The following is a 19096-nucleotide window of genomic DNA, read 5'->3' as shown; positions in this document are numbered from 1 at the left end:
GGTCCGGCGGGCATCGAGCAAGCTCTTGCCCCCTCCCGGCGGGAGCGCCTCCGCCGCAAGCCGGACGTCCCCCTGCGGATCCTGCTCCTTGCGGCCGTGGCCAGCTCCGTGCTGGCCGCGGGCGCAATCGGCTCGGGCCTCGGCGCAGAACCTGCTTCGGTCCCCAACCAGGCTGTAGTGGAACCGGCCGACGCGAATAACCCGGAGCCAGCCGACGATCCGGCCGCGCCCGGAAGGAGCGGGGCCGGCGGCAGGGACGCGGAGCAACAGCGGGACGATACAGTCGACTCGGACGGCACAGACGGCGGCAGCCCGTGGGGCGGCGCCAATGACGACCGGCAGGATCCGGGCCAGTCCGGCAGCGGCCGGGACGAGGAAGAAGACGACCACGACGACCGCGCTTGGGATGAGTGGGACCACAGCGAGGACAGCGACTGGGACGGCGAGGACGATCACTCGGAGGACCGTGATTGGCCGGACGGCGATGACTGGCGGGACCGCTAGTTCCGCTGCACAGCCCGCTCACAGAGTCGCCACAGTGCTGGCAAAGGCCCGGCGGCAATCCTAGGAACATGACTAGCAACGCAGAAAAAGCCCCCGGTTCAAGCACCCCTTCCAGCCGCCGGCCCTGGCTCATCTGGGCCGTCGGACTGACCCTTTTGTTCCTCGCCGCCTGTGTCTACTTGTTCGTCATCTACGGCCTGCCGCTGCTGGGCGAGATCATCGAGCGGCTCGAAAGCATGGGCGTGCGCATCATTTGATGCCCTGTTCCGCCCGTGCCGGCATTTGGGGGAACCGCCGGCACGGGCAACAGGCAGCCGGCCCGCCTCAGCCAGCAGGTTTCAGGACGTAACCGGCGCCGCGGACGGTGTGGATCATCGCCTCCCGGCCGGCGTCGATCTTTTTGCGCAGGTACGAAATGTAGAGTTCGACGATGTTGTTGTGGCCACCGAAATCGTAGTTCCAGACATGGTCGAGGATCTGCCCCTTGCTCAGGACGGTCCGCGGATTGTCCATGAGGTAATGCAGCAGGTCGAACTCCGTGGTGGTCAGCTGGACCTGCTCGCCGCCGCGGGAGACCTCCCTGGTGTCCAGGTTCATGACGAGGTCGCCGACCACGAGTTCGGCCGTGCGCGCCGCCGCGGCGCCGGACCGCTGCACCAGCCGGCACAGCCGCAGCAGCAGTTCCTCCATGCTGAAGGGCTTGGTGACATAGTCGTCCCCGCCGGCGGCCAGTCCGCTGATGCGGTCGGACACGGCGTCCTTGGCGGTCAGGAACAGCGCCGGAACGTCCGGCGTGAACGCGCGGATGCGGCCCAGGGCTTCCACGCCGTCGAACCCCGGCATCATGACATCCAGGACCAGCACGTCTGGACGGGTGTCGCGGGCCAGCCGCACCGCGGACGGCCCGTCGCCGGCCACGGAAACCTCCCAGCCGGCCAGCTGCAGCCCCATCCGGACCAGGTCGGAGAGCTGCGGTTCGTCGTCGACCACGAGCGCCCGGATCCGGCTGCCATCCGGATGGTTGAGCCGGGGCAGCGTGGCCACGAATTCGAGGGGGTCCTGCACCGCCATACAACTGCTCCTGCGATTTTCGGGACAAAGGCCGGATGGTGAGTCAGCATTAAGCATTACAGTTACCTGCATCACATTGGAAGAAGCTGGAGCTGGGGGAGCGAAAGGCACACGATGGACGGTCCGCAACGGCCCGCCGGGCCATCCGGACACCAGGACGGTACCGCGAAGGTGACCGGCCGCCGTCGTTTGTTCCGCCCCTGGCAGCTGCGCACCAAACTGGTGGCCATCACCCTGGCGCTGCTGGCTGCCATGAGCCTGGCGGTGGGTCTCTTCGCCTATGGCGCCATGGAGCAGTTCCTGTCCGGGCGGCTGAACGAGCAGCTGGAACAGGCTTCCAGCCGCGCCCTCCACTCACAGGAAGAGTTCCGGCCCGACCATGACCATGACGATGACGACGACGAGGAAAATGCAGGAGAAGGCGGACCGGCCCCTGCCGATCCGCTGACCACGCCCGGCCAGGGCGTCGGCACGCTCAACGCCAGGATCAGCGAGAACGGCATGCGCAATACCGGCATCTTCACGCCCGACGGCGAGCGGCAGGAACTGACCGCAGCAGACAAGCAGATCCTCACGGATTTGGAGCTGAACGCCCCTCCTGTGGAACGGATGCTTTCCGTCGGCGAGTACCGCCTGATTGCCCGCTGGAGCCCGCACCGCGAAGCAACCATCGTCACCGGCCTGCCGCTCCTGGCCAAAGAACAGACCCTCGACTCGTTGACCAGGACCATGACCGGCGTCTCCCTGGTCGGACTCGGCGCGGCAGCCCTGCTCGGCGCCCTCATCATCCACCGCACGCTGCGGCCGCTGGAAGAACTGTCCGGCGTCGCCACCCGGGTGTCCCGGCTGCCGCTCGAAGAAGGGGAAGTGGCGATGGCCGAACGCGTCCCGGCCAGGATCGCCGTGCCGGTGACCGAGGTCGGCCGCCTGGGCCACGCCTTCAACATGATGCTCAACAATGTCGCCGGAGCCTTCAGCGCCCGGCACCGCAGCGAGGTCCTGCTGCGCCAGTTCGTCGCCGACGCCAGCCACGAACTGCGCACCCCGCTGACCGCCATCCGCGGCTACTCGGAGATGATCCGGCTGACCGAGCGGCTCAGCCCGCAGGGACGGTCCTCCCTCGGCAAGGTGGAGTCGGAAACGCAGCGCATGACCGCCTTGGTGGAGGACCTGCTGCTGCTCGCCCGGATGGATGAGGGCCAGCGCGCCGAGCAGAGCGACGTCGACCTGACCGCCCTGGTGGCCGAATCCGTCAACGACGTGCGGGCCACCGCGCCGGGGCACCGCTGGGTCCTCAACGTCCCGGATGATCCGGTCACTATCCGGGCCAACCAGAGCCAGCTGCGCCAGGTCCTCACCAACCTCCTCGCCAACGCGCGCCAGCACACCGGAGACGGGACCACTGTCGTGACCTCGCTGGCCGAAGAGGAAGGCCAGGTGCAGCTGAGCGTCGCCGACGACGGCCCCGGCATCCCGGAGGACTTCATCGGCCGAATCTTTTCGCGTTTTTCGCGCGCCGATACGGCCCGCTCCGACCGCAGCGGCACGCACGGCCTCGGCCTGTCCATCGTCAAAGCCATTGTCACTTCGCATGAGGGGACGGTCGACGTCGACAGCCAGCCTGGCCGCACCGAATTCGTCGTCCGCCTGCCGCGGGACGGGACCCCGGCTCCGGCGCAGTAGGAGCACTGAGTCCAGCCTTCCTGGACCGCAACATTTGACAAGGAGGCCGGCCACTCCCCCGGAATGGCCCGCATCGTTGTCGCGCGGCTTTCACCGCACAGTAGCTGCAAGACCTGCAGCAAAACCAACGACGGCGACGCTTTGGTTCGGCGTCATGTGCGGCGGCTGCTTTGACTTATCCACAGGAACGATGTTGTGGTGAATGAGGTTCACCTGCCTGTATGGGTCGCAGGTGAGCCGCTCGGAACCCGGCGGTCCGCGGCCCTTCCCGGCCGGCCGCCGTCGCAGTTTGCCACTCTCCCGCTGACGGGATCGAGGTAGCTGTCTCCCCGTACTGAGGGGATCGAACAGCAGAGCCGAGCGCCTCACGGCGCCGCAACTGTTACTGACCTGAGCGCCGGCACGCCTGGGAACTACGCAGGCTCGCCGCTGCATTGCGCCGGTGGTTCCGGAGCGTCATTTGGACGACCACGAGACCCATTGGATGAGGAGAAGCATGGCAATGCGAGTCGGAATCATCGGTGCTGGCCCCAGCGGTATGGCGCAGCTGCGCGCATTTGAATCGGCCCGGCAGAAGGGCGCGGACATCCCGGACATCACGTGCTTCGAGAAGCAGTCCGATTGGGGCGGACAGTGGAACAGCTCCTGGCGCACCGGACTGGATGCCTCGGGCGAAGCCGTCCACAGCAGCATGTACCGGCACCTGTGGTCCAACGGGCCCAAGGAATGCCTCGAGTTCGCCGACTACACCTTCGACGAGCACTTCGGCCGCCCGATCTCGTCCTACCCGCCGCGCGAGGTCCTCTTCGACTACATCAGCGGCCGCGTGGCGAAGTCCGACGTGCGCAAGTACGTCCGCTTCAACACCGTCGCCCGCTGGGTTTCCTACGACGAAAAAGCAGAAGAGTTCACCGTCGTCGTCGAAGACCTGGCCAACCAGAAGACCGAGACGCACGTCTTCGACAAGCTGGTCGTTTCCGTCGGCCACTTCTCCTTCCCCAACGTGCCCCAGTTCGACGGGATCGACTCCTTCCCCGGCGAGGTCCTGCACGCCCACGATTTCCGCGGCGCCGAGCGCTTCGCCGGCAAGGACCTGCTGCTCATCGGCAGCAGCTACTCCGCGGAGGACATCGGCATGCAGGCCCACAAGATGGGTGCCCGCTCCGTCACCTTCAGCTACCGCAGCGCGCCCATGGGCTTCGACTGGCCGGAAACCGCCGTCGAACGCCCGCTGGTGACCCGCTTCGAGGGCAGGACCGCGCACTTCAGCGACGGCACCACGGGTGAATTCGACGCCGTCATCCTCTGCACCGGTTACCTGCACAAGTACCCGTTCCTGCCGGAGGAGCTGTCCCTGAAGTCCCGGAACGTCCTGTACCCGGGCAACCTCTACAAGGGCGTCGCCTGGCAGGACAACGCCAACCTGTTCTACCTCGGCGCGCAGGACCAGTACTTCACCTTCAACATGTTCGACGCGCAGGCCTGGTTCGCCCGCGACGTGATGCTCGGCCGCATCGAACTGCCGGCCGAAGCCGACCGCGCCGCCGACATCCAGCAGTGGCTGGACCGCCAGGCAGCCCTGCCGGACCACGACTCCGAGGCCGATTTCCAGACCGACTACGTGCGTGAACTGATCTCCCTCACCGACTACCCCGAGTTCGACCTGGACTCCGTCTGCTCGCTGTTCAAGCAGTGGATGCGCGACAAGGAAGAGGACATCCTCGGCTACCGCGACAACATCCACCGCTCGGTCATGACCGGCACCATGGCAGCCCGCCACCACACGCGCTGGCTGAACGCCATGGACGACAGCCTCCAGCGGTATCTCAACGGTCCGGGTCAGGACATCGACACCGGCAACCTCGCCGTCCTGGCCCAGGAAAGCCAACTGTCCGCAAAGTAGGACGCTAACGACGGCGGGTGGTCCGGGATGCGTGCAAGCCGCGTCCCGGACCATTGACCGGCCATCGCTGCGGCCTGCTTGGTTCCGGTGACGGCCAGGACCAACTGCGGACGCTCCTATCCGTCAGCCTGTCCTGCTCCGTTCCTGGCCAGCAGTTCGTCGTGGTAGGCGAGGTAAAGGTTCGCGATGATCTTTGGACTCGCCAGCGAGCCGCACAAGATCTCTTCCGCCTTCTTGAGGCGGTACCGGATGGTATTCGGGTGGACGAAAAGCACTTTCGCTACCTGGGCAATGTCCTGGTTCTTGGCCAGAAACCAGATCACCGTGTTCTCTAGATCCTTGTCCTGGCCGAGGCCATGGATAAATCTCCGGACTTTGTCGGTGTCCTGCTGACTCCGATAACGCGAAAGCAGCCAACTCACCGGATCCACTTCTTCGAGCCGGACCACCGCGCCGCGCCCCTTCGTGCCGCCGCTAACGCCTGCGATCGGGGCCTTCCGCGCGATTCCCGCCGCGATTTCAGCCTCGCGGAAAGCATCGGGAGTCTGAGCAAGATCGACGTATGGCTCCGACAATCCGAGGAACAGGGATTCCTCTGCAAGTTGCAGCCAAGCATTCAACGCGACCGAATCCGAAACCACCGCATGGAATCCGGGCGGGCTTTGCGGCGTCCGGCCGTTCTCCGCCAACAAGAGCCCCAGACCGCTGGCGGCTGCCCGCTGAAGAAGGTTCTCGACCAAGGGAGCCGCTATCGGCTGTTCACCTTGGTTTGCCGCGACGACGGCGCGCACCCGCTCATAGGGCAGGAACCGGAATGGACGCATTCGTTCCCAGTGGCGGAACTCGCGCGCTACCGGAATTCCATCCTGCAGCATCGTCAGCAGCTGCGAGTTCTCATGCCGCTCCCTTGAGATGGAGAATTGGCTGATGCCGTTGATTGCGCCCAAGAGCCGTTGTGTGGTCTCCAGCAGCACCTCGCCCAGCTCGTCAAGAATGCCGCTGTTCCGGCTCGCGATTGCCAACTGGTAGCCGTTCCCGCGCAGTACAAGCGGACGAGCCATGACTTCCCACCGGCCGATTGTGAGCCGCTCCGCCACCCGTTCCTGGTTCTGCAGTTCGGTCCAGATCAAGTGCGTCGGACCTTCCCCTGTGGATTCAAGGATGCGGCCGGAGTCGTCATAGAGAACGGCGGTTCCGCGGCAGGCAGCGCCCAACCTGGCTACGAGCGCCCGCACCGGATTCTCTGCTGAAACGCTCTGCAGGAGGTCGTTCGTCAGCCACATCGCGCGCTTCAGGACATAGGAATCCGGGGACACCTTCGACTGATTGATGAAATTCTCGACATGGTGGAACGGCACTTCAGGCGCGACGCTATAGAGCGGAAAGCGGTTCTTCCGGCATGCGGTCACGAGGGTGGCAGGGACCTCGTCGAAATACACGCCGATACCGAAGAAGAGGGCAGCCACTTGGGCCGATTTCAGCTCCATGATCAGCTTCTCGGCAAGCCTCCGGTCCCCCTCGGCACCGACGAAGCGAAGACCCGTGGTCAACATGACCGTATCGGGCTCGAACCACCTGGCCGGATCATGGATTTCGCTGGTGTGTGCTCCGGCGACCACCACGCCGGAGCCGCCCGGCACGACGGCCCGTAAGCCGAGGCCGGCGTGCGCCACGACCTCTGACAGCAAGAACGTCTTGCGCTCGTTCATGGGACCTCCTTGCCCTTCAGTCGGACACTTGCAGGCCGCCGCATCCCAGACGCCTGTAAAAACTCCAAAAGACCATCCCGTCTTATTTCATTTCCTATAGTGACAGAGACCTGTATCACACCGCATCGTAGTGGCTACGCCTTTCTACCTGTTTGGAGGAAACACAGGATGTCTAACGTTAGAGTCGCCGTCGATGTGGGTGGGACGTTCACCGACGTCTGCATCTTTGATGAAAGAACGCAGCGCATGCGCGTCACGAAAGTTCCTTCGACGCCGTCGGATCCCATGCTCGCGGTGATGAACGGCGTGCGGCGTGCGGAGATCGACCTGGCAGATGTATCACTGTTCTCCCACGGCACTACCGTCGCAACCAATGCCCTGATCACCCGCAACTTTCCCGCAGCTGCGATGGTTACGACCAAGGGTTTCCGGGATGTCATCGAAATCCGCGATGGCACGAAGGACGACCTTTGGGATGCCTACAACGATGTAACCGGCCCCTACATCCGCCGTCGGGATCGCTTTGAAGTCAGCGAGCGCGTCGACTATGCAGGTAACGTCGTGACGCCGCTCGACGAGGACGAGGCCCGTCGGCTCGCTGCCCTTCTGCGCAAACGCGGGGTCACCACTGTTGCGGTTTGCTTCATCAATTCCTACGCGAATGCGGAAAACGAAATCCGCATGCGGAAGATCCTCGAAGAGGAACTGCCGGACGCCACAGTCTCGACCTCAGCCGAGATCCTCCCCGAGATTTTCGAGCATGACCGCTTCAACACTGCGGTTTCCAACGCCGTGCTGGCTCCCCTCGTGTCGGGATACGTCAATCGGCTGGCGGAGGAGCTGAACAGCGGCGGGTACGCCGGCGACCTGCTCCTCCTGCATTCCGGAGGCGGATCGATGACGCCAAGGATGGTCAAGCGCTATCCGGTGCGCCTTGCTGCTTCCGGCATTGCCGCCGGTGCCATCGCCGCCAAACATGTCGCGCAGCAATGCGGTTACGAAGACGCCGTCGGACTCGACATGGGCGGCACCTCAACCGACATTGCCTTGGTTTCCGGTGGAGAGCTTCGCATCACCAAGGAATGGCAGGTCGAATACGGCCACCCGATTGTTTTCCCCAGCATCGAGGTCCTGACCATCGGTGCCGGCGGGGGCTCCTTGGCGCATATCGACATAGCCGGCTCCCTCCGGAACGGGCCTCAATCTGCCGGCGCGGACCCCGGTCCGGCCTGCTACAACACTGGCGGCAGTCAGCCCACCAACTGCGATGCCAACGTCGTGCTGAACCGGCTGGGCACCAGTCTGGCCGGCGGCGCTAAGACTCTTGACCGCTCGCTGTCGCAGGAAGCGGTCAACCGGGTCATCGCTGGCCCGCTCGGGATGTCGGAAGAGGAGGCAGCGTACGCCATCCTCCAGGTCGCGAATGCGAACATGGCCGACGCCGTGCGCCTGATCTCGATTCGTCGAGGCTATGATCCGCGCGATTTCGCGCTGATCGCATTCGGAGGAGCAGGTGCGCTGCACGGTGCAGACGTAGCGCGTGAACTCAACATTCCGACGGTCGTCGTCCCCTCGAACCCGGGCGTAACCTCAGCGATGGGCTGCCTGCTGGTCGACATCCGCCATGATTTGTCCGCAATGTACACGGCGCTTGCATCCGACGCCGATGCCGAAGATCTGGAGGAACAGTTCCGGACTTTGGAAGCGGACGCCACCGCGCGGCTCCGCCATGAGGGCGTTGCTGAGGAAGACAGTGTCCTCCAACGGGTTATCTCGATGCGCTACCAAGGACAATGGCGGTCGCTCGCCGTTCCCATGGGTTCGGGCAAGGGGGCTCTGGAAGAAGCGGTCCAGACCTTCCACCAGCAGCACGATCGCGAGTTCGCGTTCAGGCAGGACGACCAGCCTGTGGAGATCTACCAGCTGCAGCTTTCCGCCATCGGGAAGACACCCAAGCCTTCCTTCGTCCCGGCAAGGGAACTGATGGCGGATCCCGGTGCCCCCGTCTCCGAACGCCCCGTGTACTTCGGTCCGGACGGCTGGATTCCGACCCCCGTTTACGACCGCTCCGCTTTGCCGCCCGGTGCCACCTTCATCGGGCCGGCCATCATCGAACAACTCGATTCCACCACCGTTGTCCCGCCACGGACGACCGCGGAGATCGACGAGTGGTTGAACATCCGCATCCATCTCACTGACTTCAAGAACGAGCAGGAAGCCACCTCATGACTGACACAGTACTTGGACACGAAACACGGACCACCCATGCATCCTCCCGGTTGGCTTCCGGACTGGATCCTGTCACTTTCGAAGTCCTGAAAAATGCCTTTGCCACCAGCGTGGACCTGATGAGCGAACAGATTCTGCGGACCTGCTACTCGTTCGTCATCTACTCCCGGGACTTTTCATCGGCCCTGTGCGACGCCAACGGCAACACCGTCATGCAGGGCAGCGGTGACATCGCTGTCCACGTGGGCACGCTGCACTTCCAGTGCAAAGCCGTCATCGATGAGTTCGGAGCCGATATCCACCCCGGCGACGTCTTCGCGATTAACGACCCCTACCGCGGCGGCACCCACTTCAACGACGTCAGTTTCATCCGGCCGGTTTTCTCCGAGGGCGAGATCATTGCATTCGCCCAGAACAAGGGCCACTGGGCAGATATAGGCGGCAACGTCCCCGGATCGTTCGATGTCAACGCCAAGGAGCATTTCGGCGAGGGGTTGCGCATCACCCCGGTCCGGATCTGGAGCAAAGGCGTCTTCCTCCATGATGTGGCCCAGTTGCTGGTCTCGAACACGCGGGCTCCGCAACAGGCGATGGGCGACCTCCATGCCCAATCCGAAGCCACCGCCGTCTGTGAGCGGGAGGTCCTCCGCCTAGTCGCAAAGTACTCGAAGGACATCGTGGTTTCCGCAATGCAGGAAACACAGGACTACGTCGAAAGGATTGTCCGGCGCCGCCTGGAGAGCCTCCCGCAGGGGCAGTGGGAAACCGTTGACTACATCGACTTCGACCCGGGAAAGAGCGAGGGCCTGGTGCCCATCCGCATCAAGCTGACGCTCGATGGCAAGGGAATCCACTACGATCTCACGGGTTCCGCACCTGCCGTCGAGACGTTCCTCAATTCCGGCTACGGCACAACGCATTCGGCCATCTACGCGGGAACAAAAACCTTCTTCCCCGACGTGCCGCTCAACTCCGGCTTCTACGCCGCGGTCGATGCCGAAATCGGTCCGGAGGGAACGGTGGTCAACGCCGGCTGGCCCTACGCTGTCACAGGTTTTTGTTCCGGCCCGTACGAAAAGCTCATGAACGGCATCTTCGAGCTGTGGTCCCGCATCATGCCCGACCGAGCCATGGCATGCGCCTTCAACCTGGAGTACCTGCTCGTAGGCGGCCGGGACAACCGCACTTCGGACAACCCTTACTTCATGTGGTACGACTGGATGGCTGGCGGCTGGGGTGGCCGGGCCAGCAAGGACGGCGCCAGCGCTACGGCTCCTGTCTTCGGGCCGGGGCTTGCCGTCCAGCCAGTGGAAGGACAGGAAAGGCTCTCCCCCGTTCTCACCACTGCCCATCAGATCGCTATCGACTCCGGCGGACCGGGCCGCTTCCGCGGTGGACTGGGCATTGAAAAGGGCGGTGTACTCACCGACGCCACCAGCACAGTGATGAGCTACTGCTGTGACCGGGCCCGGTCCATCACGTGGGGCATAGAAGGAGGCCTTCCCTCGATTCCGCACGGCGTCTGGCTCAACAAGGGGACCGACGATGAGCGTTTCCTGGGCTCCAATTTCTCTTCGGTTCCCGTCCAGTCCGGGGATTCCTTTACCCGTCCTTCTGCCGGGGGCGGAGGCTACGGTGATCCGCTGGACCGGTCCTATGCCGAGGTCCTTGACGACGTCATCGACGGCTACGTGTCCATCGAGCGCGCGGCGAAAGACTACGGCGTCGTCGTTCGGGCACTCGACGCTGAACTCGATCAGTTTGAGATCGACGAGGCCGGCAGCGATGCAATGCGTGCTGAGATCCGCACCCGACGGCGCGGCTGGCTGGCCGAAGACCCTGCTGTTGTTGCGGCGCAATACCGCAATGGCGAACTGGACATGCTTGATGTCATCAGGCGTTACGGTGTCATCCTGGATTGGGGAACCGGGGAGCTGTACCCCACCACCACGGCCCAGTACCGCGAACTGATGGGCAAGCGCTCCGCGGCCCACTGGCAATAAACGGCGGCCGACAGCCGCAATTCCATTTCACGCAGGGCGTCAGCGACGTCTGTTCCTGGCGCCCTGCCCGCTTACGGGAGACAACGATGTCAACAACCGAAGCCACTTTCCAGGAAACCAGTCAATCCAGCCGCATGGGCCGAGGGTCCTTGGCCATGGCTTGGTACGGCCTCGTCAGCGCCATGTTTTTCGTCTATATTGGCGCTGCTTTGGCCCAGGCCTACGGCACTCGCGACGCGCTGGTCGGATTGGGCCTGACTGTCGTCGTATACGGATTGATCAACCGGATACTGTCCGGCTACGCCATACGCAACGGGCTGACCGTCACACAATTTTCCCGCAGCATGCTCGGCCGGACCGGAGCCCTGCTGGCCACGATCGTCTTCGCGGCCACTGCCATCTACTACGCGGTATTCGAAGGAGCAATCCTCGCCTTTGCCTTCCAGGCGCAGTTCGGCGGCCCGATGGCGCTCTGGTATGCGGTCGTGGTCGTATACACGCTTCCTCTGGTGGCCGGCGGCATCCGCCGGTGGCTGGACAAGATCAATGGCTGGCTGCTGCCGGTCTATTGGGGCGGCCTCATCGCTGCCGTTGTGTGGGCCGGAAACACTCACGGCTTCTCCGATGACTGGTTGACCCATACTGTCCCCGCTGTGGGCCTTGCCAACGGCGGTCCTGGTTGGCTGGCGACCTTCGCCGCGTTCATGGGCGTCTGGATCCTCATGATGTACACCATGGATTTCGCCGCACTCGGACATCCCAAAGACGAGGGATTCCACAAGACGTACACCTTCGGCTGGCTCTTCTACACCCTTGCCTTCGGCGCCAACGCCCTCATTGGCATCTTCCTGACCTTTACGATGCCTGGACTCGAAGCGACCGAGACGGGAGTCGCCAGCGGTTTGGTGTCCCTCTTGGGACTCTTCGGCCTGCTAATCGTCTTCGTCTCGCAGACACGCATCAATACCGCCAACTACGCTCTCGGAATCGCGAACCTGCGGGAATTTGGCGAGCGGGCATTGAAAGTCAGGTTGCCGGGCATCGTGTGGAACCTGTTGGGTGCGGGAATCATTTTCCTGCTCATGCTCCTGCCGGTGGTGCAGTACTTGCTGCTTGCGCTCTCCTGGCAGGGCGCGCTGGTCACTGGTTGGGTAGCCATTGCGCTCACCCATATCGCACTGGACAAGAAGCACGGGAGGTCACCGGATCCTGGCCATTTACCCGACAGCGCGTTCCGCCACATCAACGTTGCCGGAGTGTCGGCCTGGTGCATCTCGGCGGCAGCAGGCATCGCCCTGATCCAGTCCGGCCAGCCGTGGGGCATGACGTTGGGAACGTTGGTGACGCCGCTGCTCGCGGCTGCCCTCTACTGCGGTATCCGCAGGACACGAAGCGGCAGGCATCGGGCGGCGACAGTGGCAGGACGCTGATTCGAACCGAACCGGACGAACGAGGCAGGTGGAAGGGAATCGTCCCTCCCGCCTGCCTCGTTCGTCGTTGCGATGGCCCGCTGCCCCGATCTGCCGGCAGTCGCGCTGGCCGGCCCACAGCGGTGGGGCATGCGCGTCGAGACCCCACAGGACGATATGCAGATTCATATCTGGACTTTTGCCATGCTGAAGATTTGACGTCGATTGCCGGTCTCAATTTACGGTATTCTTTCCACTTCCGTGCATCACGTCTTCGCAAGGAATGGCGCCCATCAAATAATTCCGCTCGATGCCGCCTCTTCCTGCAAATATCGGCATTTTATTGCATTTCGTAAAAATAGCTGACGCCGTTGAAATTCCGCCAACCATGCAGAGTAGAATATGTCCATTCCGGATCACGGCCACTGGCCGTCCCTGGCACATCGGGCGAGAGGAGAGAGATCGTGGCGTCACCGCCGTCGCTGCAGTCCCAGATCTACCGCTCGCTGCCCGAGACCGAACGCTCGGAAGCGATTGTGCGCAGGATTTCGACGGCGATTTCGCTCGGCATGCTGCGCGTGGGCGAACGCCTGCCGGCCGAATCGGAACTGTCCGAGATGTTCGGCGTCGCCGGTGCCACGCTTCGCGAAGCACTGGCATCCCTCCGCGACCAGGGCGTCGTCGAGACACGGCGCGGCCGCAACGGCGGGACGTTCGTGGTGCAGTCCCCGGCAACGCAGGAGGACCAGCTGCGCCAGTACCTGCGGGACACCTCGATTGCGGACCTGCGGGACCTGGGTGACGAGCAGACGGCGGTTGCCTCCGCCGCCGCCCGGCTGGCCTGCGATCGCGCGCATCCGAAGGACCTTGACCGGCTGGACCAGCTGGCGCGCGGCCTGGAGCACGCGGACTCACCGGAGACTCAGGCGCGCGCGGACAGCCGGTTCCACATCGAGCTGGCCGTCGTCGCCCAGTCCCCCAGGCTCACTGCGCTGGAGATCCGGCTGCAGGCGGAAATGGGCCAGCTGCTCTGGACCCCGCTGGCCGGCGTCTTCGATCCCGCCGCGGCGGCCCGCGAGCACGCCGCGATTGCGGAGTCCATCCGGGAAGACAACCCGGACAAGGCACAGCGGCTTGTCCTCGAGCACATCCGCCGGAACACGTACCACCTGATCGATACGAAGCTCACGCTGACCCATGCAGGCGAAGAACAGGAGATTCCATGACCGCGCCCGCATCGCCGCGAGCCGTCGCCGCGTCCATGGCCGCCGCCATCGAGGCCTGGCTCAACCAGCTGTACCGGGATCTTTACTCCAGCTCGAAGCAAGTGGAAAAACAGTTCGAAGAAAGAATTCCGGAAGACAGCAAAATATCCCGGAACGACATTTCCGGTTTGCGCGGCATTTCCACCGAATTCCTCGATTCCCACCCGATAGCCGTCGGCGCCGGCGTGATTTTCTCGATCGCCGCAATTAAGGATGCGGAAGGGGTTTTGGAATGGTGGATCCGGAATGATGCCGGCGGAATAGAAAAGCTGGATTTTGACCTGGCGCCGGAGGGCGAGCGGTTCTACGACTACGAGCAACTGCCGTGGTTCTCCATCGCGGCGCAGACCGGCCGGCAGTCCATCGCCGGACCCTACGTGGACTACCTGGGCTTCGACGAATACATCATGACCTGCACGGTGCCGAGTTACGTCCGCGGCACGTTCATCGGCGTCACCGGCTGCGACATCCGCATCCGCGACCTGGAAAACAAGTTCATCCCGTTTGTCCGGCGTATCCCCGGGGACGCCGCCATCCTGAACGGCCAGAACCGCGTCATCCTGGGCAATTCCGGCCGGTTCATTGTCGGCGAGCGGGTCAAGACGGAGCCCGAGGGCTTCTGCTTCATCCCACTGGACGTGCCGAACCTCAACCTGCGGCTGATCTGCGCGGCCGGGTAGCCGCGCAGACCAGCGCCGCGGACCGGCCGTGTCAGGGACGCACCGCCTCGGCCAGCCCGCGCCGTTCCGGCCGGGCGTTGAGCCGGCTCTGGCGGACGAACTCCTCGAACAAGAGCGAGCGGTCCCCGGCGTCGCCATCGGAATCCTCCGGATGCCACTGGACCCCGACCACCCAGGTCTTGCCCGGATGCTCGGTGCCCTCGACCACGCCGTCCTCCGCCACCGCCGCCACCTGCAGCTCCGGCGCCACCGTCCCGACGGCCTGGTGGTGGCCGGAGCGCACGGTCACCGCTTCCCGGCCCATAATCGCGGCGACCTTGGAGCCCGGCAGCAGGTTCACGGTCTCGTCCAGGAACATCGGCTCCCCCGGGCCGCCGCGGTGCAGGTGCCACGGGTCGAGGTCCGGGATCAGCGAGCCGCCGCAGGCGACGTTGAGCAGCTGCGAGCCGCGGCAGATCGCCAGCAGCGGCTGGTCGCGCTCGAGCACCCCGCGGATCAGTTCCACGCAGTACTCGTCCGCCCGCAGGTCCACGCCGTACGAGTTCGGCACCGGCGCGGTGTGCCCGTAGAGCGAGCCGTCCACGTCCCCGCCGCCGAGGAAGAGCACGCCGTCGTACCCGGCCAGCTCCGCCTCGGGCAGCAGCTCCTCGGCAGCACTGTCCACCAGTTCCGCCCGCGCACCGGCCGCGTGCAGCGTCTCGAAGGCCACCCGTGTGAACCGTTCCATCAGTTCCAGCGTCTGTTCCGTCATCCCGGGGAAGGTCAGCGAAACAACGACGGCGATGCGCGGCGCATCGGGGGCAAGTCCGGTATCGTCCGGCGGCAGTATGGCAGCCGGATCCACCCGCAGCGCGCTCATCGTGCACCTGCCAATTCCGAAGCTGCGGCCGCATCCTGCTCGGCAGTCGCGCTGGCCGCATCCTGCTCCAACCGTCCCTGCCCGCCGCCGTCGCGGCGCGCCCGGGCGGCCTCGACCACCCAGGCGAACAGGGCGTGGTCGGCCGGGTTGGTTTCCGCGGTGTCCTCCGGATGCCACTGCACGGCCAGCAGCGGCGCGCCGGGAACCTCCAGCGCCTCCACCACGCCGTCGCCGGCGGCAGCCGTGACCGCCAGGCCGTCGCCGAGCTCGCCGGCCGCCTGGTGGTGGTAGGACGAGACCTCGACCGGCCCGGCGCCCACCACGGAGGCGAGCAGCGAGTCCTCCGCGACCGTGACCGGATGCAGCGCGTCCTTGTGCTGGACGGCGCCCGCTTCGCTGCCTGGCTCCAAATGCTGAATCAGTGTGCCGCCGCGGCTGACGTTCAGCAGCTGCAGCCCGCGGCAGATGGCCAGCACCGGCACGCCGGCGTCCTCGCAGGCGGCCAGCACGCCGGCTTCGTAGGCGTCCTGGCCGTCGTAGTCGGCCGGCCAATAGTGCTCGTCCGGCTCCGCCCCGTACAGCGCGGGCGAAACATCCGCACCACCGGGCAACACCACGCCGTCGTACCTTTGCACCTGTTCCGCAGCGGACTCCCCGCTGCCTGGAAACATGATCACCGGTTCGCCGCCGGCGCGGACGATGCAGCCGAGCACCTGGGCGGCCACGGCCACCCCGTCGAAGCGCAGCCCGTGCACCGAGCTGGACCACATGCCGGGCACGCCGATCAGCGGGCGGCTCATGCGGGCACCTCCGCTCCGAGCGGGAACGGCAGCTGCGGCATCCACTGCCGCCAGATCCGCTCCAGCCGCCCGTCCGCGACCACGGTGGCCAGCGCGGTGTTGAGCTCGGCGAGCAGGAACGGGTTGTCCTTCGCCACCCCGATCCCCCACCGGTTGCCGGTCGGGTGGGTGAAGGCGACGTCGTAGGCCGGGTCCTCGCCCAGCGGGACGGTGACGACGTCGTCATCCACCATCGCGTCCACCTCGCCGTTGCGCAGGGCGGCGAGCATGTCTCCGAAGACGTCCTCGCCGGTGAACGGCACCGGGACGGCCCCGGGGAAGGTCACGGCGAGCTTCATGTTCGCGCTGCCCTCGATCGCGGCGACCTTGTAGCCGGCCAGGTCCTCCGGCGAGCGTGCCGGGTCGCCCTTGCGCACCAGCACGGTTTCGTCGAAGACGGCGTAGGGCTCGGTGAAGTTCACTACGGCCTGGCGTTCGGGGATGATGCCCTGGCCGCACCAGACGGCGTCGACACGGTGGTCGCAGACAGCCGGGAGCATGTCGTCCCAGGCCAGGAACACCCATTCCACGCGCAGGCCGAGCACGGAGGCGACCAGCTCGGCGGCCTCCGGCTCGTACCCGCGGCGGCGGCCGTCAGCGTCGGCCAGGTTGAACAGCGGCGGAGCCTCGGAGTCGATGCAGGCCAGCCGCAGGATGCCCGGAGACAGCGTTGCGTCGCGGCTCACGGGATCGTCTCCCAGTACATCTCGCGGTCCCACTCGGTGATGGCGCCGCAGTAGCGGGCCCACTCCTCCTGCTTCAGCTGGGTGTAGATAGAGACCAGGTCCGCCGGCAGCGCCGAGGTGAGGTAGGTGTCCGACACAAAGGCGTCGATCGCGTCCCCCAAGGTGAGCGGCAGCTGGCCGCCGATGGCCGGCACGTCCGCTCCGCCGTCGTCGGGGTTGCCCGGATCCAGCTGCCGGTTCAGGCCGTCCTCCATCGCCGCGATCAGCAGCGTGTGGGACAGGTACGGGTTCACGGCGGCGTCCGGCACGCGGTACTCCATCCGGCCGTTCGAGGAGATGCGGATCAGGCAGCCGCGCGAATCCAAGCCCCAGTTGGCGGTGCTCGGGGCGAACTGGCCGGCGTCCCAGAAGCGCTTGTAGGAGTTGACCGTGGAGGCCATGACGGCCATCGAGCCGGGCGCGTGGCTGATCATGCCGCCGATGGCGTGCCGGGCGGTCTGCGAGACATGCAGCTCGACACGGCCGGCGTCCTCGGTGACGTTGGTGTCCCCGTACCAGAGGCTCAAGTTGTGGTGGCAGCCGTTGCCCATCTGGCCGTTGTAGGGCTTGGGCATGAAGCTCGCGGTGACGCCGAATTCGCGGGCCACCTGCTTGCAGATCTGCCGGTAGGTCACCAGCCGGTCGGCGGTGCGCTCCACCCGGTCGTACATCCAGTTCAGCTCGATCTGGCCGTCGTCCTCGTAGTCGCCCTCGATCATGTCCAGCCCCATCGCCGTGGCGTAGGTGACCAGCTGCTTGTAGATCGGACGCATCCGCTCCAGGTTCTCCACCTGGTAGGCCGGCGAGGTGCCCGGCTTCTTGACGACTTCCAGGCCGGGGCCCTCCCAGGTCATCTCCGGCTCGGTGCCGGAACGGACTTCGAAGCCGGTCCGCGCGGTGAAGGCCTCATGCGCGCGGATCAGCAGGGCACGGGTGTCGATGCCCATCGGCCGGCCACCGACCTCCGGCAGGTGCGGCGGCTCGTACGCGGTGCAGAAGATCCGCGCCACCGAGGTGTCCCAGGGCAGCACCACGAAGGTGTCCGGCTCCGGCAGCGCCCAGAACTCGCGGGCCTCGATGCCGCCGCCGATCAGGTTGCCATAGCGGTCGTTCTGCAGGTCGGACAGGGCAGTGCGGTGGAAACAAATGCCCTTCTCCAGGTTCCGGCGGAAGTGGTTGGCCGGGACCATCTTGGCCACCATGCGCGAGCCGATGGTCGGCAGCGCGTAGTAGATGTACTCGACGCCGGCTTCCTCGATCTTGCGGCCGAGCTCGCGCACGGTCTCGGGGCGCAGGTTGCGTTCCTGGTGCCGGGCGAAGGCGTCCCGGTCATTGAGGGCGCCGCTGAGGGAATCGGTCAGGGTGTCCGCGGCCAGCTCGGGCCGTACGGGGGTCAGTGTCATGTCAGTTCTCTCTGTTTGGTCTCGGGCAGCGGCTAGACGGCGGCCAGCTGCGGGCCGGCCACGATGCCGGCATCGGTCACGAGTTTGCGGTAGTGCAGTTGCCTGTCGGCGGGAAGTGCGGAGGTCACGGCGCCGACCAGCCGGCCGGCCCGCCAGTAGCCCAGCGCGGCGCCGTCCTCGGGCCGGTCCGGGTCCCCCTCGAGGACCTCGATCCGGTCCGCGAGCGCCGGACTGCCGACGCCCTGGATGCGGATCTTGAAAATGTCGGTCCAGAAGGACGGCAGCGGTGCGGCGGGCTCGGGCGCCTCGCTGCCGTTGAGTCCGGCCAACAGTGCCGGCGCGGCAATCTTGGCGGTGTCCGCCGGTGTCGCCCAATGCTCCACCCGGCGCGGCCCGGTGCCGGTGCGCGCGTCCGGGTAGCGGGCGATGTCCCCGACGGCGACGGTGTTGACCGCACCGACGACCCGCAGCGACGCATCGCAGAGCACCCCGTCGGACAGGTCCAGGCCGTTGCCGGCCAGCCAGCCGGTGTTCGGCTGCGAGCCGACCGCTTCAATAACGACGTCGGCGCTTACCTCGGTGCCATCCGCCAGCCGGACGCCTGCGCACCTGAGGTGCGTGCCGCCGTCGTACCCGTTCCCTGCCCCGTCTTCTGTCTCCGACAGAAATTCGACGACGCGCTGGCCGGCGATGGTGCGGATGCCCTTGTCCTGCAGGAACCGGCGCACGCCGCGGCTCAGCCGGGTGCCGAGCGGGCGTTCCATCGGCCCGCCGCTGCCCTCGATGAGCGTCACGCTGCAGCCCAGCGCCGTGG

Annotated in this window: 15 protein-coding genes and 1 pseudogene; 9 read left to right on the top strand and 7 right to left on the bottom strand. The window is 65.6% G+C overall.

Annotated elements, in window-relative coordinates:
* Positions 1-504 (top strand): annotated as a pseudogene (locus D477_RS22600) (hypothetical protein); the annotation flags it as partial.
* 68 nt (positions 505-572) lie between these two features.
* Positions 573-761 carry a hypothetical protein gene (locus D477_RS05940; protein WP_005267998.1) on the top strand — a complete coding sequence of 63 codons (189 nt, stop codon included), beginning with the start codon at positions 573-575 and terminating at the stop codon, positions 759-761.
* 67 nt (positions 762-828) lie between these two features.
* Here D477_RS05940 and D477_RS05935 read toward each other — a convergent pair whose 3' ends face one another.
* The gene (locus D477_RS05935) at positions 829-1575 is read right to left on the bottom strand and encodes a response regulator transcription factor (protein WP_005267997.1); all 747 of its coding nucleotides are present in this window, start codon (positions 1573-1575) and stop codon (positions 829-831) included.
* Positions 1576-1689: 114 nt separating this feature from the next.
* On the opposite strand from D477_RS05935, the gene D477_RS05930 reads away from it, so the two are divergent.
* Together D477_RS05930 and D477_RS05925 are read left to right on the top strand one after the other, a co-directional pair.
* A complete protein-coding gene (locus D477_RS05930; protein ID WP_005267996.1) occupies positions 1690-3258 on the top strand; it encodes a sensor histidine kinase in 1569 nt (522 codons plus the stop codon).
* 496 nt (positions 3259-3754) lie between these two features.
* Positions 3755-5161: an NAD(P)-binding domain-containing protein gene (locus D477_RS05925; protein WP_005267995.1), complete on the top strand. Its 1407-nt coding sequence runs from the start codon at positions 3755-3757 to the stop codon at positions 5159-5161.
* 116 nt (positions 5162-5277) lie between these two features.
* On the opposite strand, the gene D477_RS05920 is transcribed toward D477_RS05925, so the two are convergent.
* Positions 5278-6870, bottom strand: coding sequence for a helix-turn-helix domain-containing protein (locus tag D477_RS05920; protein ID WP_005267994.1), 1593 nt, complete (start codon positions 6868-6870; stop codon positions 5278-5280).
* Positions 6871-7038: 168 nt separating this feature from the next.
* Between D477_RS05920 and D477_RS05915 the strand changes: the two genes are divergently transcribed.
* From D477_RS05915 to D477_RS05895, 5 genes are all read left to right on the top strand, one after another.
* A complete protein-coding gene (locus D477_RS05915) occupies positions 7039-9099 on the top strand; it encodes a hydantoinase/oxoprolinase family protein (RefSeq protein WP_043845860.1) in 2061 nt (686 codons plus the stop codon).
* The gene (locus D477_RS05910) at positions 9096-11102 is read left to right on the top strand and encodes a hydantoinase B/oxoprolinase family protein (RefSeq protein ID WP_005267992.1); all 2007 of its coding nucleotides are present in this window, start codon (positions 9096-9098) and stop codon (positions 11100-11102) included. The genes D477_RS05915 and D477_RS05910 overlap by 4 nt, the downstream gene beginning before the upstream one ends.
* Before the next feature lie 86 nt (positions 11103-11188).
* Positions 11189-12532, top strand: coding sequence for a purine-cytosine permease family protein (locus D477_RS05905; RefSeq protein ID WP_052510700.1), 1344 nt, complete (start codon positions 11189-11191; stop codon positions 12530-12532).
* A gap of 443 nt (positions 12533-12975) precedes the next feature.
* The gene (locus tag D477_RS05900) at positions 12976-13737 is read left to right on the top strand and encodes a FadR/GntR family transcriptional regulator (protein ID WP_005267990.1); all 762 of its coding nucleotides are present in this window, start codon (positions 12976-12978) and stop codon (positions 13735-13737) included.
* Positions 13734-14456 (top strand): cache domain-containing protein, encoded by a 723-nt coding sequence (locus D477_RS05895; RefSeq protein WP_005267989.1) that lies wholly within the window; start codon positions 13734-13736, stop codon positions 14454-14456. Before D477_RS05900 ends, D477_RS05895 begins: the two co-directional genes overlap by 4 nt.
* 31 nt (positions 14457-14487) lie before the next feature.
* Here the strand turns inward: D477_RS05895 and D477_RS05890 are convergent, their stop codons facing one another.
* The 5 genes from D477_RS05890 to D477_RS05870 form a co-directional block, all read right to left on the bottom strand.
* On the bottom strand, positions 14488-15315 hold the full coding sequence (locus D477_RS05890; protein ID WP_005267988.1) for a gamma-glutamyl-gamma-aminobutyrate hydrolase family protein: 828 nt from the start codon (positions 15313-15315) through the stop codon (positions 14488-14490).
* On the bottom strand, positions 15312-16115 hold the full coding sequence (locus D477_RS05885; protein WP_005267987.1) for a gamma-glutamyl-gamma-aminobutyrate hydrolase family protein: 804 nt from the start codon (positions 16113-16115) through the stop codon (positions 15312-15314). Before D477_RS05885 ends, D477_RS05890 begins: the two co-directional genes overlap by 4 nt.
* Positions 16112-16840 carry an ABC transporter substrate-binding protein gene (locus tag D477_RS05880; RefSeq protein WP_005267986.1) on the bottom strand — a complete coding sequence of 243 codons (729 nt, stop codon included), beginning with the start codon at positions 16838-16840 and terminating at the stop codon, positions 16112-16114. Before D477_RS05880 ends, D477_RS05885 begins: the two co-directional genes overlap by 4 nt.
* Positions 16837-18282 carry a glutamine synthetase family protein gene (locus D477_RS05875; RefSeq protein ID WP_005267985.1) on the bottom strand — a complete coding sequence of 482 codons (1446 nt, stop codon included), beginning with the start codon at positions 18280-18282 and terminating at the stop codon, positions 16837-16839. Before D477_RS05875 ends, D477_RS05880 begins: the two co-directional genes overlap by 4 nt.
* Before the next feature lie 32 nt (positions 18283-18314).
* Positions 18315-19096 (bottom strand): FAD-dependent oxidoreductase (locus tag D477_RS05870; protein WP_005267984.1); only part of this gene is annotated, 782 nt, incomplete at its 5' end.

The organism is Arthrobacter crystallopoietes BAB-32 (genome assembly GCF_000328305.2).
Lineage (GTDB): Bacteria > Actinomycetota > Actinomycetes > Actinomycetales > Micrococcaceae > Crystallibacter > Crystallibacter crystallopoietes_A.
The sequence above is the reverse complement of the archived record's forward strand: the minus strand, read 5'-3'. Positions and strand labels throughout refer to the sequence as shown.